Here is a 14,751-nt window from a genome sequence, read left to right on the forward strand (position 1 = left end):
CCATGACGGAGGGCTTTTTTGTTTGGCTGGATTTTAACCACGCATGTTGCTGCAGTGCCAGCCACAAACAGCTTGGCATTAATCAGAGGTTTCTTAGCTAAATGTCAGCTCAAATCCAGCCTGAGCCTGCCAGCTGGCTTCCTGCTCTAAATCGGCTTGCAGTAACGGCTGTTCGGCTAGCCAACCCTCAGGAAACTGAAGATGCAGGCTTTCTTTGGGTGTGGTGTTATCGACACTGAGTTGCATGTTCTGCAGCGGGGCATCAGGTCGGCTGTGGTGGAAAAGGACAGATAGACGCAAAAGACGCGCTAGACGCTTGAGCTTGAGTGCATCTTCAGGCGAAAAGCTTTTGAAATCGCCCTGCGCAAACTTGCGTCGATGGGTACGAATTAAAACAGCGAGCTTTCTTTGTTCGAGGCGGGTATAACCGGGAAGATCGGCATACTGCATTAAATAAGCGCCATGCTTATGATATTGCGTATGGGCTACACTGAGCCCGATTTCATGTAAGGCCGCGGCCCGTGCGAGTTTATCGCGCCATTTAGCTTGCATCAGCCCCCATGCGCTGTTGACCTGTTCAAGGAGATAAAGACAGCTGCTTTGCACCAGCTGGCTTTGCAGCAGATCGACTTGAAACCTTTCTTGCAATCCATTGAGCGTGCGATCACGAATATCCACATCCGCAGCCAATCCAGAAAGCTCATACAGCAGACCTTCACGCAGAGCCCCTTCGACAAAATGCATTTCTTTGATCTGCAGCGCTTCAAAAAAGGCCGAGGCAATGGCTAAACCGGCAGGCAGCACCTTGGCGCGATCAGCCCGTAAACCATAAACAGTCCAGTGATCTGCGCTCTTGTGCTTCAGCAGGTCTTTCTCTAACTCATGTAGCTTTTTGGCGGTTAAAGGTGCAAATTCGCCCTGTCCGGCAATCAGTGATAACGCTTTGAGACTGCCTGAGCTGCCTTGCGCCACCTGCCAGCCACAACCTAGATAGCTTTTTTGGATGTGCAGGAGTTCACTGAGTGCAGCCAGGCGGGCTTGCTGAAAGGCTTTGTTGGTGATCTGCCCCTGCTTGAAAAAACGCTGTGTATAGCTGACGCATCCCATATGCAGACTTTCCATCAGCGCAGGTTCTGCGCCATCACCAATAATAAATTCGGTGCTGCCGCCGCCGATATCAATCACCAGTCTGCGGCCTTCTATCTTGGGCGAGGTAAACACCACGCCGGTATAAATCAAACGTGCTTCTTCGCGGCCGGCAATAATCTCGATTGGCACACCCAGAATCTCTTCAGCGCGTTCGAGAAACTCCTGGCTATTGTGTGCAGCGCGCAGGGCATTGGTACCTACGGCCTTGACCTGCTGCTCACCCAATCCTTGTATAAAAGGAGCCATCTGCTGCAAGCAGGCAAGGCCTCTTTGCTGAGCTTCTTCGCTTAAAAGACCTTGATCATCGAGTCCGGCGGCCAGCTGTACCTTCTCGCCAAGTCGTTTAAGTAGATTAAGCTCGCCGTGCATTTTACGGGCCAGCAAGAGATGGAAGCTATTAGAGCCAAGATCTAAAGCGGCTAAAGTGGTGCCATCGGGGAGGTTGGCGTCTGTCATGAACCCTGCCTTTGTTGAGTCATCAGCAATCCTAGTGAAGTGGCTCAAGATACCACTTCAAAAGCGAATTATATATTTTAATCTGACCAGTCAGCGCAGGTGAATCACAAATCAGAGAGGACTTTAGCCCTTGCAAAGAGAGTGCTATGATAAAGCGCATCACTGAATGGCCAAGTGCCGAGACTGCATGATTTTGGGAGAGACACCATGAGTAGTACGATTGTGAATGTGACTGACGCCAGCTTTGAAGAAGAAGTTCTGCAATCCACGCAGCCAGTTTTAGTCGACTACTGGGCCGAGTGGTGTGGTCCTTGCAAGATGATTGCCCCTGTTCTGGAAGAAGTGGCCAGCGAATATGAAGGTCGTATTAAGGTGTGCAAGCTCAATATTGATGAAAATACAGAGACACCAGCCAAGTTTGGTATTCGTGGTATTCCAACGCTGATGATCTTTAAAGGCGGTAATGCCGAAGCCACCAAGGTGGGTGCCCTGTCTAAAACTCAGCTCTCTGCTTTTATTGATGCCAGCCTCTAAACGCTGAAGCTTGCCCGTCCTGCCTTGGAGCACAAAAAAACTTGCACCTCGGCAGGCACTCAGGCAAGATAGCTTGGCTTTGATACCTCGCTCGCTCTTCTGGTCTTTTTTTGATTCCGCGATCAGTTGCAGCAAGTGGCTCAGCCAAGATCCAAGCATCTGGCCTTGAGTAGGCCTACAATCACCGTCATGCCCCATATCCTCTGAGTGTTTTCCACGTTTTCTGTTTCTCCATGCCTGCAACAACGCGCTGGTGAGTCCAACGGCGGAAACGAAACCACTCGGCACTCTCAACTGGATGCAAGCACGGTATTCTTTATCCGCTCCGCTTAGACGGAATTGATCCCAGTAAGACCACCAATACAAAACTCATGAATCTGACCGAACTCAAGCAGAAACCCGTTGCCGAATTAATGGAAATTGCGAATGAAATGGGCATTGAAAGTGTCGCCCGTTCTCGTAAGCAAGATATTATTTTTGCCATTCTCAAACGTCACGCCAAAAGCGGTGAAGATATTTATGGAGATGGCGTACTGGAAATTTTACAGGATGGATTTGGTTTCCTGCGTTCAGCAGATTCCTCCTACCTTGCTGGGCCTGATGATATCTATGTTTCCCCCAGCCAGATTCGCCGCTTTAACCTGCGCAAAGGCGATACTATTTCCGGCAAGATTCGCCCCCCTAAAGATGGCGAGCGCTACTTTGCCTTGTTAAAGGTGGATTCAATTAACTTTGACCGCCCTGAAAACGCCAAACACAAGATTCTATTTGAAAACCTAACGCCGCTCTTTCCAGATGACCGCATGGTGATGGAAGTGGGCAATGGCTCTAGCGAAGATCTCACCGCACGGATCATTGACCTGGTCTCGCCAATTGGTAAGGGCCAGCGGGGATTGATTGTCTCGCCACCCAAGGCGGGTAAAACGCTGATGCTGCAAAATGTGGCCAATTCCATCAAGCGTAATAATCCAGAGTGTCATCTGATCGTGCTGCTGATTGATGAGCGCCCTGAAGAAGTGACCGAGATGCAGCGCACCGTGCGTGGCGAGGTCGTGGCCTCCACTTTTGATGAGCCGCCAGCACGTCACGTTCAAGTTGCCGAGATGGTGATCGAGAAGGCCAAGCGTTTGGTTGAGCACAAGCTGGATGTCATCATTCTTCTTGATTCGATTACTCGTCTTGCTCGTGCTTATAATACCGTAGTGCCTAGCTCAGGTAAGGTGCTGACGGGTGGTGTCGATGCCCATGCACTGGAAAAGCCCAAGCGTTTCTTTGGTGCGGCGCGTAATATCGAAGAAGGCGGCAGCTTAACCATTATTGCAACTGCGCTGGTGGATACAGGCTCGAAAATGGATGAAGTCATCTATGAAGAGTTTAAAGGCACCGGCAATATGGAAGTGCACCTGGATCGTAAAGTGGCTGAAAAGCGCATTTACCCAGCGATCAATATTCGTCGTTCAGGCACGCGCCGTGAAGATCTTCTGGCCTCTGAAGAAGATCTGCAGCGTATGTGGATTCTGCGTAAGCTGCTCAATCCTATGGAAGATGTGGCCGCGACTGAGTTCCTGATTGACCGTTTAAAAGATACCAAAACCAATATGGAATTCTTTGAGGCCATGAAGCGCAAATAGCGTGATCGGCTTGATCTGAATTTCAGTGATCAGACACAGAGGGCAAGCCATTAGGCTTGCCTTTTGCACAATTGGAGGTCAGAAATCCAGATGAACTACAAGGATTTACGTGATTTTATCGATCAGCTTGAAGCCCGTGGTGCGCTGAAGCGGATCACCCAAGAAGTCGATCCCTATCTTGAAATGACTGAGATCGCTGACCGTACCCTGCGTGCTGGCGGTCCGGCGCTGCTCTTTGAAAACCCCAAAGGGCACTCAGTGCCTGTCTTAGCCAATCTGTTTGGTACTCCTGAGCGAGTCGCCTGGGGTATGGGCGCTGAATCCACCGAAGCCCTGCGCGAAATTGGGCGTTTGCTTGCTTTTTTGAAAGAGCCAGATCCCCCCAAGGGCTTAAAAGATGCCTGGGAAAAACTGCCGATCTTTAAAAAAGTGCTCAGCATGAGTCCGAAGATCGTCAAAAAAGCACCTTGTCAGGAGGTGGTGCAAGAAGGTGAGGCGGTCAATCTCTACGACCTGCCGATCATGCACTGCTGGCCTGGCGATGCGGCGCCGCTGGTGACCTGGCCATTGGTGATCACCCAAAATCAGAAAAAAGGCCGCGAAAATCTCGGTATCTACCGTCAGCAGCTGATTGGGCGCAATAAACTGATTATGCGTTGGCTGGCTCACCGTGGCGGTGCGTTGGATTACCAAAAATTCTGCCGTGAGAATCCAGGCCAGCGCTTCCCAGTCTGCGTGGCTTTGGGGGCGGATCCGGCCACGATTCTGGGTGCTGTCACGCCGGTGCCTGATACCCTCTCTGAATATGCCTTTGCTGGCTTGTTGCGTGGTAGTAAAACCGAGCTGATCAAATCTATTGGCTATGATCTGCGTGTGCCCGCCTCAGCAGAAATCGTGCTCGAAGGCTATATCGAGCCTGGCGAAACCGCACCTGAAGGCCCCTTTGGTGATCATACTGGCTATTACAACGAAGTCGATCACTTCCCTGTTTTTACGGTTGAGCGTATCACGCGGCGTGCCGATGCGATTTATCACTCCACCTATACAGGACGGCCACCGGACGAGCCAGCCGTACTGGGTGTGGCACTGAATGAAGTCTTTGTGCCAATCCTGCAAAAGCAGTTTCCTGAGATTATTGATTTTTATCTGCCGCCTGAAGGCTGCTCCTATCGGATGGCCGTGGTCACAATCAAAAAACAATATCCAGGCCATGCCAAGCGCGTGATGCTGGGTGTCTGGAGCTTCTTGCGCCAGTTTATGTACACCAAGTTTGTGATTGTCACCGATGATGATATTAACGCGCGCGATTGGAAGGATGTGATGTGGGCGATCACCACACGCATGGACCCAGTGCGCGATACGGTGATGATCGAAAACACCCCGATTGATTATCTGGATTTTGCCTCACCGGTTTCAGGTCTTGGCTCCAAAATGGGACTGGATGCGACCAATAAATGGCCAGGTGAAACCACGCGTGAGTGGGGAACGGCCATTACCATGACCGATGAAGTGAAGAGCAAAATTGATCGTCTCTGGGATGAGCTGGATATTTGCCCAGCGGCGCCGCAAAAAAACACGATCAGTGCCGGATAATCGCGCACTGAATCCGCAGACTGGCCGTGCGCAACCTCAAGCTTGTGGCGGCCTCCTAGCAAAAAGAAGTGAAGTATGACGGACTCAACGATTCAATCTCTGCGTGCGCGGGTGCTGCACTATCAGCCCCTCAACGAGGATGTCTATCATCTGGTGTTGGCACCAGAGCAGCCCATCGCATTTCAGCCTGGCCAGTATATCGAGTTACAGGCAGCAGCCGATCAGTGGGGGGCCTTCTCTCTGGCCTGCACATCGGATGCAACACAGCTGGAGCTGCATATTCAGCATCTTCCTCATCGCCCGACTTCGGCCTTATTGCATCAGCAGTGTTTGCGCGCTTATGAGCAGCAAGACTGGATCACACTGCGTGGCCCACAAGGGGGCGCGGTGTTATCCAATACTGGCACAGAGCCTCTGACTTTGATTGCCGCCGGAACAGGCTATGCACAGATCAAATCCTGGTTGCTGGCGTTAGAAAAACAGGCCTCCGAAACGGCCATTACCCTCTATTGGGCGGTCCGTACGCCGGATGATTTTTATGACCAGCAATGGCTACACAACTGGCAGCAAGCGCCGCAGCATCAGCTGATACAGGTTGTCGAGCTGGCCGATGCACAGTGGACAGGTCGTAGTGGACGGATTACCGAAGCCCTCGCACAGGATTTTATCGGCCCGCACAGTGCGACCCACCTCAAGGGCTTGATCAGTGGCTCGCCTGCTATGGTCTATGCAGTCGAAGATCTGCTGCTGGAGCGAGGTTTATCGCCGCGCGCCTTGATCAGCGATGTGCACTTCTACGCCCCGCGTGATTATTCTGCTTAAGTTCCCTTGGAGAGCCTGACCATGCCTTGTGCCGCCAACATGCAAGACAAGACCCAACACACTTATGTGATTACTGGTGCTGGACAGCGTGCAGGCTTGGCTCTGGCCGAGCACTGGCTGGCAGCCGGGCATCAGGTGATCTTCAGCTATCGTCAGCCCAAACCGGGTGTGATGGCGCTAGAGCAGCAAGGTGCCTTGGGTATTCAGGCTGATTTCAGCACCAATGAAGGGATTTTAGCTTTTGCACAAGCGGTTCAGCAGCAAAGCGATCTGGTGCATCTGCTGGTGCATAATGCCTCTGAATGGTCTGCTGATCCCAAAAAAGAAGATCAAGAAGCCTGGCAACAGGTCGCCGCGAGGCATCAGTGTTTGTTTCAAGTGCATCAACAAGCCCCTTATCTGCTGAACCTTGCATTAGAACCTCAGCTACGCGCAGCGGCACAACAAAGCGGACAGGCCACACAAATTATTCATTTAACCGATGATGCCGTGCGCCGTGGCTCGGCCAAACATGGTGCTTATTTGGCGACCAAAGCGGCACTGGAGAATCTGACTTACTCCTTTGCTGCACGCTTTGCGCCCCAGATCCGCGTGAACGCTATTGCGCCTGCCTTGCTGGCTTTTAATGATGGCGATTCTGAAGCCTATCGAGCCGAGGCCTTGCAAAAATCGCCGCTCGGCATCGAACCTGGCTTTACTAGCCTCGTGCAAGCCGTTGATTATTTGATTCACCAGCCTTATACCACAGGCAGCATTTTACCCTTGAACGGTGGGCGGCATCTTAAGTAAACCCTTGAGTTTTATTTATAAACCCCCACCTCAGTGAAGATAGTGATGTAACTGATGTAAAGGAGCGATGATGAGCCAACATTTTGAAGCAGCCCCAGGTTTACACCCCAGCAAAGACCCAGCCACCCAGGGCTTTGTGTTTAACCAAACCATGCTGCGCATTAAAGATCCTGAAATCACGCTCGATTTTTATACGCGTGTGCTGGGGATGACACTGGTGCGCAAGCTGGATTTTCCTGAAATGCACTTCACGCTGTTTTTCTTGGCTAGCCTTGAAGAGCAAGATCTGGCCAACTGGTCACAAGATGCAGCCGAGCGCACAGTCCAAACCTTTAGCCGCCCAGCCATGCTGGAGCTGACTTGGAACTGGGGTACTGAAAGCGATGAGCAGTGCCAGTACCACAATGGCAATGAAGAGCCCAAAGGCTTTGGGCATATTGGCTTTGCTGTTCCTGATTTAGACGCCGCCTGCGCGCGTTTTACCGAGCTGGGTGTGGCCTTTGTGAAGCGCCCTGAAGACGGCAAGATGAATGACATCGCCTTTATCCGCGATCCCGATGGTTACTGGATCGAGATTTTTGAGCCTGCGCGCTTGCCCAAGGGCTTGGAAAGCCATTTGGGGTGATGGACTTGTTGAAATACCTAGTGCTACCACCTACTGCCAACGCCCTGCTGATCTTGGCAGGGTTAGGCTTGATCTGGTTCCGTTGGAAAAAAATGGGTAGCAGCTTCGTACTTGCAGGAAGCCTAACCCTAATCCTGCTATCTCTGCCTGTAGTCAGCCACGGCTTGACTCAGCCCTTGGAACGCTACCCCGCACTCAAGCTGGAAGACTTGGATCAGCAGCAAGCTATTATCATTTTGGGCGGTGGGCGAGCCTATTCAGGAAAAGAGTTTGGCTGGCAGAATGCTCCCAGTGAGGCGAATTTAAGTCGCTTGAACTATGGAGCCTGGCTGCACCGGAAAACCGGTTTACCGCTTTTACTAACCGGTGGAAGCAAACATGGAGAAACACTCAGTGAAGCCCAACTGATGCAACAAACGCTGCAAGAAAGCTTTGGCATACAAGCCCGCTGGCTTGAAGAGCAAAGCCGCACCACCCAAGAAAATGCTTACTACACTGCTGCACTCCTACAACAAGAAAACCTGAACCAAGTAATCCTCGTTAGCCATGCTTGGCACCTAGCTAGAGCCGTTCCTACTTTTGAAAACCAAGGACTCCAGGTTTTACCGGCACCCCTGCAATTTTCTACCCCGCCACCTGAAGGACTTATTGGCTGGATGCCTAGTGCCTACCACTTGAGAAAAAGCACCCTAGCCATTCACGAGTACTTGGGGAGAGTGGCGTATCAGCTGAGATGAGTGACTCCAAAGGTGTGTGTTCGCCTTTAAGCTGCTGATGCCACGCATACCACGCCTTGCTTCAGTGTTTCAGTGGCTGACTTGTTGAGATAGGCTCTGAAGCGTGTGGGACACATCGGATGCCGCGTGGATTCAACAGCTGTTTCAGTGGCTGACTTGTTGAGATAGGCTCTGAAGCGGATTCTGGAAGAAAAGATGCGTCCCGGTCGCAAGTTTCAGTGGCTGACTTGTTGAGATAGGCTCTGAAGCCTACAGAAAGGGCTGCAGAGGATGCGGCGCAAGCATGTTTCAGTGGCTGACTTGTTGAGATAGGCTCTGAAGCCCGACCAGGGCGGCGGGGCTGGGGTCGCTGGTTGCGTTTCAGTGGCTGACTTGTTGAGATAGGCTCTGAAGCAAGCAAAGCCGATCATCCATAAGCCACTCTCCGGAGTGTTTCAGTGGCTGACTTGTTGAGATAGGCTCTGAAGCGGCAGTGACTTGATTCTTCACCGTGTTCATTACAGTTTCAGTGGCTGACTTGTTGAGATAGGCTCTGAAGCCCCCACATTGCTCCTTCAGGCGCTCCTGTTCATCTGTTTCAGTGGCTGACTTGTTGAGATAGGCTCTGAAGCGTCATGCCTGATGTCAAAACGCTGGCCGCTGCGCGAGTTGTGTTTCAGTGGCTGACTTGTTGAGATAGGCTCTGAAGCGAATCAAGCCGGTCTGGATTGGTGTGGGGCAGGCTTGTTTCAGTGGCTGACTTGTTGAGATAGGCTCTGAAGCGTTTAGCGAACCCCGAAAAGCCCGACCCCTTTAGGTTTCAGTGGCTGACTTGTTGAGATAGGCTCTGAAGCCAAATTACTGACGCGATTCGAGCCACCTTGGCTCTTGTTTCAGTGGCTGACTTGTTGAGATAGGCTCTGAAGCGCCAAAAATCAGCAATTGAATCAAGGTACTCTTGTTTCAGTGGCTGACTTGTTGAGATAGGCTCTGAAGCAACGCTGCTATCACCAACGGCAATAACAAAGGTGGTGTTTCAGTGGCTGACTTGTTGAGATAGGCTCTGAAGCGCTTAATCCTGCTATTCACAAGCAAGATGTTGAGTTTCAGTGGCTGACTTGTTGAGATAGGCTCTGAAGCGCTCTTCAAACCACCAGCGACCCAGCCAGGATGGTTTCAGTGGCTGACTTGTTGAGATAGGCTCTGAAGCTTCATAGACGACTCCCTGGCTGGCTGGCGCGATGTTTCAGTGGCTGACTTGTTGAGATAGGCTCTGAAGCAGCGAAAAAACCCAGCTGGGAGAACGCGCCTGAGTGTTTCAGTGGCTGACTTGTTGAGATAGGCTCTGAAGCGTCTTCCAACTGCGCCCCCTTGCCGGCCTGTCCAGTTTCAGTGGCTGACTTGTTGAGATAGGCTCTGAAGCGCAAGAACAGGGTAAACGCTGCTGCTGTGGCTGCTTGTTTCAGTGGCTGACTTGTTGAGATAGGCTCTGAAGCCCGATCCAGAGTCTTTTGGGCTTGAGCAACGGTATGTTTCAGTGGCTGACTTGTTGAGATAGGCTCTGAAGCAGCCATGGAACATTCCCTGTTTTGGAGCGAAGACCGGGTTTCAGTGGCTGACTTGTTGAGATAGGCTCTGAAGCATCCTTGAACTGGCATCAGATTACGCCTCAGTCATGTTTCAGTGGCTGACTTGTTGAGATAGGCTCTGAAGCGCTGTGTATAGTGAAAAAGGAAGCGCACTCTCCAGTTTCAGTGGCTGACTTGTTGAGATAGGCTCTGAAGCCACTGACTGAGCAAAAGCCTCATCAGGGTAGCTGGTTTCAGTGGCTGACTTGTTGAGATAGGCTCTGAAGCCAAAACTTATTCCATCTTCCAGGAAGGGGACCCTGTTTCAGTGGCTGACTTGTTGAGATAGGCTCTGAAGCCAGTCGAAACTTGAGGTCTTCAAAACAGGCTTCGGTTTCAGTGGCTGACTTGTTGAGATAGGCTCTGAAGCTGACGCAGCGCCATGCCGAGTTATCGCGAGAGCTGTTTCAGTGGCTGACTTGTTGAGATAGGCTCTGAAGCTGTGGCGGCTGCCGTAGGTTTGGTCGTGACTGTCCAGTTTCAGTGGCTGACTTGTTGAGATAGGCTCTGAAGCCAGAAGCACGATGCTCAACGCACCACGATGGTACTGTTTCAGTGGCTGACTTGTTGAGATAGGCTCTGAAGCCAGCTTTTGGCCGCGCTTTTCTACGAAGTCTTTGAGGTTTCAGTGGCTGACTTGTTGAGATAGGCTCTGAAGCGAAGGCTTCAATGGTTTCGGCCAAGTTGTGAGAGGTTTCAGTGGCTGACTTGTTGAGATAGGCTCTGAAGCTTCCTGCACCATGCCAGCAAGGGCGCGGCCATGATGTTTCAGTGGCTGACTTGTTGAGATAGGCTCTGAAGCTGGGATGCCGTGGCTGGCGACTTTCTCAAGGAGATGTTTCAGTGGCTGACTTGTTGAGATAGGCTCTGAAGCTGATGCTGGCCGTGCCGCCGTTTTGGACGTGCAGGGTTTCAGTGGCTGACTTGTTGAGATAGGCTCTGAAGCCTCAAGCAGATGGGGTTCAGTGACAAAACTCCTTGTTTCAGTGGCTGACTTGTTGAGATAGGCTCTGAAGCATGCTTGAGCAGGCTCAACTCATGATTAGCTTGAGTTGTTTCAGTGGCTGACTTGTTGAGATAGGCTCTGAAGCAGCTGGGGATTCGCATCGTGTGGGATCGGGGGTAGTTTCAGTGGCTGACTTGTTGAGATAGGCTCTGAAGCAAGCAGAAAACAGCAAGAAAAGCGATTTAAAAGAGTTTCAGTGGCTGACTTGTTGAGATAGGCTCTGAAGCGCGATTTATACAGCAGCAGAGTCGAGCATTCCAGTACGTTTCAGTGGCTGACTTGTTGAGATAGGCTCTGAAGCGTTCGACAGCTTGCTCACTTTTCCAATCCTCTAGTGTTTCAGTGGCTGACTTGTTGAGATAGGCTCTGAAGCGAGGAAATCAACATGCAGACCCTGGTGTTAACGGGTTTCAGTGGCTGACTTGTTGAGATAGGCTCTGAAGCCAAAGGGTGAGCGCAGTTTGTGGCGCGTTCGCCTGTTTCAGTGGCTGACTTGTTGAGATAGGCTCTGAAGCCGATTGGCGGGGATGATTACAACGGCGCAGTAAAATGTTTCAGTGGCTGACTTGTTGAGATAGGCTCTGAAGCCCACCCCACAAACCTTGTAAGCCGCTGACAAAATACGTTTCAGTGGCTGACTTGTTGAGATAGGCTCTGAAGCGTGCGGCCTAACTCTGACTCTGGCGGTATCCGTGGGTTTCAGTGGCTGACTTGTTGAGATAGGCTCTGAAGCTTGCAATCAGACAGGGCATCTAGTTTTGTAAGATGGTTTCAGTGGCTGACTTGTTGAGATAGGCTCTGAAGCTAAAAAAACAAAAAAACCCCACTCATCGTTAGATGTTTCAGTGGCTGACTTGTTGAGATAGGCTCTGAAGCTATGTGGTTGTAAGGCCCGCGCAAGATGCAGAGAACGTTTCAGTGGCTGACTTGTTGAGATAGGCTCTGAAGCGTCGCTTGGGCTGAGAATACAGGCGACATCGGGAAGTTTCAGTGGCTGACTTGTTGAGATAGGCTCTGAAGCCGGCTGTAAAAAAAACACCATGGCGGCGGTGACCGGGTTTCAGTGGCTGACTTGTTGAGATAGGCTCTGAAGCCAGTCGCTCCCCGTAGTCGTTGGTGGTGCGGCCTGTGTTTCAGTGGCTGACTTGTTGAGATAGGCTCTGAAGCCAGATAAAAAAGCAGCGTAAAAACGGCCCTGCTCAGGTTTCAGTGGCTGACTTGTTGAGATAGGCTCTGAAGCGACATTCATGGAAAAAAACCCCTGCTGGAATTTCTTGTTTCAGTGGCTGACTTGTTGAGATAGGCTCTGAAGCCAATCAAGCGGCTTGAAGCTGCGCTCAGCAAGGCGGTTTCAGTGGCTGACTTGTTGAGATAGGCTCTGAAGCGCCTCGGCCAGTTGCGCTCTTGCCAAAACGGGGGCGGGTTTCAGTGGCTGACTTGTTGAGATAGGCTCTGAAGCCGGTGGCGGTTCAGGCGATGGTGATGGCGATGGTGAGTTTCAGTGGCTGACTTGTTGAGATAGGCTCTGAAGCGGTTGTTGCCTTGCCCGTTTTGCGGCGGAAATATAGTTTCAGTGGCTGACTTGTTGAGATAGGCTCTGAAGCGAAAAAGCCAGCAATGCTCCAACACTGAGTTTTCTTCGTTTCAGTGGCTGACTTGTTGAGATAGGCTCTGAAGCTTCTGGCGGTGGCGGTTCAGGCGATGGTGAGGGTGAGTTTCAGTGGCTGACTTGTTGAGATAGGCTCTGAAGCAGGACCGTACCACTCGTATTCGATGCGACCTTGCGTGTTTCAGTGGCTGACTTGTTGAGATAGGCTCTGAAGCCCCAAAAACTTTCTGCGTAACAACAGTTAGTTAGCGGGGCACAGAGCCTAACTTTTTCCGAAAACTCTTCCAATGCTCAAAAACATTTAGATTTTGCGAAAAAACTTCTAACGATCATTGCAGTACCTCAGATATTCACATTGATCACATTTTGCCTCTGTTGCGCTGGATGCTGGCATCCGGTGAATGCTGGTTGTCTTTCTCAGTTCTGCCACTACTTTGAACAAGGCCAGTCTCAGCTCACTGCTCAGGTCAACCGGATACTGCTTTCTGGCATCCCCTTTTAGAAGTACAGCGGCCGCCACCTTGAGATAAAGTGACTCTTCAACTCCGATAGCATAGGCCATCAATTGGAGTTTCTGGGCAAGCGTGGGCTTATTTTTATCTACCTTGTACTCGATCACCACCCCCTGATCGCCATTACTGATCAATTCATCTATATAGCCATGTACACCTAGGCTTCTGGAGCAGACATAAACATCAACCTCATGCTTGGAAGGGCCCTTAATATACTGGTTTAGTCGCCTTTTATGACGTGGGTTTTGCGACGCATGCCAGCGTTTACCCTGAGAAACCCACCCCTGTTCAGGTGGCTCGAAGCTCATCACTTGTTTGAACCAGGGAATGCGCGGGCAAAACAAAAACTGGCGAATATGGCTGACAGGGATCAGCTCATCAGTAGATGTCATGGCTGTCATACTCCTCAAAATTCGGTTTACTGCCAAAGAACAGGGTGTTTTCGGACATTTTGCTGACCATGATGAAGGCTTTGTCCGTATTCTGGTCAATCTCCGTGGCCAGAATACGCTTAGCCAACTTGATATCAGCAGGCAGCAAACGACCCCACATCACCGACTTCTGAACAGATATCATGCCGACATCCTTTAATTGGTTAAAAAGTCGTGTTCGCATTTTGTTGTCTTCGATGTCGTAGGCAATGAGCACTTCTGTTGTTTTTGCCATCTTGAGCCTCACCAGCGGAATAACAAGGGGCGGTATTTTTGTTCATCAGCAAAAAGGCCGCATAGTCGGTAGCATTGCCGCTGGATCACGCTTTCCAGCCTGATTTTTCGACCACGGTAATGAATGGGTTTCGCCAGAGTCGTCAGGATTTCTCCAGTGAGCTTTTTGCGGATTTTTGGCTTGAGGCTGGGGCCGCTCAAGTGGCTTCTGAGTTTAATCACGGCACGGTCTACCACCCAAGCGCGGTATTCCTCCATCACATCCAGAACCAGAGCAGGTTTTCCGGGTCGGACTGCATGTAAGGCCCCGAGGTAAACCTCTAGTCCGGCATTCGTCAGACTATTCCAGATCACGCTAGAGAGAATGCCATAACCATAATTCAAAGCTTGATTAGCTGGATCTTGAGCGCCTCTGCCCGTTCTACCTTTAAACTCGCTCCCTAACCATTCGTGTTCAGCCAAAACCTGCCAGTAGCTGGCTGCAGCTTTTCCTTCCAGCCCCATCAGGGTCGCGTTCCAGTTGTCTGTGTAAGGCAAGTCTCGTACTTGTTGAGAAAGCAGTTCAAGACCATTAGCCAAAACTGCCGCAGCGGCTTTTTTCTCAGCACTGCATTTTTGTTTATTAAAATAAAGCGCCGTTGTTCTCTGGTTACGGATTTTGCCGTAGATAAAAGCTCTGGCAATTCTGTAACGCTGTTCGTCACTCGCCAGGAATTGGAATTGGTGCATTCTGTTTTGCACTACTGCATGCTGGGCATTACCCTGGAGGCAACAAAGTTCTTGGGCACGATTACCAATAAAGACCTTGATGCCATAACGGGCACAAGCACTGAGCAGATTGGATGAAAGGCTAACACCTGATTTTTGTACGGAGAGGGTGCTGATTTTACGTAGGGGAATTTCTTTGGTGGGTGTGTCGGCGTCTCTTATGACGAGTCTTTCTGAAGTGACTCCAAGTGCTTTGCCATATTCCTGAATGACAACGTGCTGCATAAATCATCTCCTTTATGATTGTA

General features: G+C 50.8%; 11 protein-coding genes and 1 CRISPR repeat array. Of the genes, 7 read left to right on the top strand and 4 right to left on the bottom strand.

The genetic code is table 11. From position 1 onward, the window contains the following. Window positions 1-93: 93 nt before the first annotated feature. Window positions 94-1,605, bottom strand: a complete 1,512-nt coding sequence (locus V6U78_RS01640; protein ID WP_405336526.1) for a Ppx/GppA phosphatase family protein — start codon at window positions 1,603-1,605, stop codon at window positions 94-96. 207 nt (window positions 1,606-1,812) lie between these two features. Here V6U78_RS01640 and trxA point away from each other — a divergent pair, with 207 nt between their 5' ends. The 7 genes from trxA to V6U78_RS01675 all read left to right on the top strand — a co-directional run bounded on the left by trxA (window position 1,813) and on the right by V6U78_RS01675 (window position 8,336). Continuing rightward, window positions 1,813-2,139, top strand: coding sequence for a thioredoxin TrxA (gene trxA / locus V6U78_RS01645; protein WP_405336528.1), 327 nt, complete (start codon window positions 1,813-1,815; stop codon window positions 2,137-2,139). Between the two features lie 371 nt (window positions 2,140-2,510). Next, window positions 2,511-3,770, top strand: a complete 1,260-nt coding sequence (rho, locus tag V6U78_RS01650) for a transcription termination factor Rho (RefSeq protein ID WP_405336530.1) — start codon at window positions 2,511-2,513, stop codon at window positions 3,768-3,770. 90 nt (window positions 3,771-3,860) lie between these two features. Then, a complete protein-coding gene (gene ubiD / locus V6U78_RS01655) occupies window positions 3,861-5,363 on the top strand; it encodes a 4-hydroxy-3-polyprenylbenzoate decarboxylase (protein ID WP_405336531.1) in 1,503 nt (500 codons plus the stop codon). Window positions 5,364-5,438: 75 nt separating this feature from the next. Continuing rightward, entirely contained in the window at window positions 5,439-6,185 is a 747-nt protein-coding gene (locus V6U78_RS01660; RefSeq protein WP_405336533.1) for a ferredoxin reductase domain-containing protein, read from the top strand. A gap of 21 nt (window positions 6,186-6,206) precedes the next feature. Further along, window positions 6,207-6,974, top strand: coding sequence for a dihydromonapterin reductase (folM, locus tag V6U78_RS01665; protein WP_405336535.1), 768 nt, complete (start codon window positions 6,207-6,209; stop codon window positions 6,972-6,974). 70 nt (window positions 6,975-7,044) lie between these two features. Then, window positions 7,045-7,599, top strand: a complete 555-nt coding sequence (gloA, locus tag V6U78_RS01670; protein ID WP_405336537.1) for a lactoylglutathione lyase — start codon at window positions 7,045-7,047, stop codon at window positions 7,597-7,599. Beyond that, window positions 7,599-8,336: a YdcF family protein gene (locus V6U78_RS01675; RefSeq protein ID WP_405336539.1), complete on the top strand. Its 738-nt coding sequence runs from the start codon at window positions 7,599-7,601 to the stop codon at window positions 8,334-8,336. The genes gloA and V6U78_RS01675 overlap by 1 nt, the downstream gene beginning before the upstream one ends. Before the next feature lie 66 nt (window positions 8,337-8,402). Then, a CRISPR array of direct repeats spans window positions 8,403-12,773; the repeat unit is 37 nt; unit sequence GTTTCAGTGGCTGACTTGTTGAGATAGGCTCTGAAGC. 107 nt (window positions 12,774-12,880) lie between these two features. On the opposite strand, the gene cas4 is transcribed toward V6U78_RS01675, so the two are convergent. From cas4 to cas1, 3 genes are read right to left on the bottom strand one after another with little or no spacing between them, the layout of a single operon-like run. Next, window positions 12,881-13,462, bottom strand: coding sequence for a CRISPR-associated protein Cas4 (gene cas4, locus V6U78_RS01680; protein ID WP_405336541.1), 582 nt, complete (start codon window positions 13,460-13,462; stop codon window positions 12,881-12,883). Further along, window positions 13,449-13,736: a CRISPR-associated endonuclease Cas2 gene (cas2, locus tag V6U78_RS01685; RefSeq protein WP_405336543.1), complete on the bottom strand. Its 288-nt coding sequence runs from the start codon at window positions 13,734-13,736 to the stop codon at window positions 13,449-13,451. Before cas2 ends, cas4 begins: the two co-directional genes overlap by 14 nt. 8 nt (window positions 13,737-13,744) lie before the next feature. Beyond that, window positions 13,745-14,728 (bottom strand): CRISPR-associated endonuclease Cas1, encoded by a 984-nt coding sequence (gene cas1, locus V6U78_RS01690; protein WP_405336545.1) that lies wholly within the window; start codon window positions 14,726-14,728, stop codon window positions 13,745-13,747. Window positions 14,729-14,751: the final 23 nt, after the last annotated feature.

This window comes from Marinospirillum alkalitolerans (assembly GCF_045055655.1).
Taxonomy (GTDB): Bacteria; Pseudomonadota; Gammaproteobacteria; order Pseudomonadales; family Halomonadaceae; genus Marinospirillum; species Marinospirillum alkalitolerans.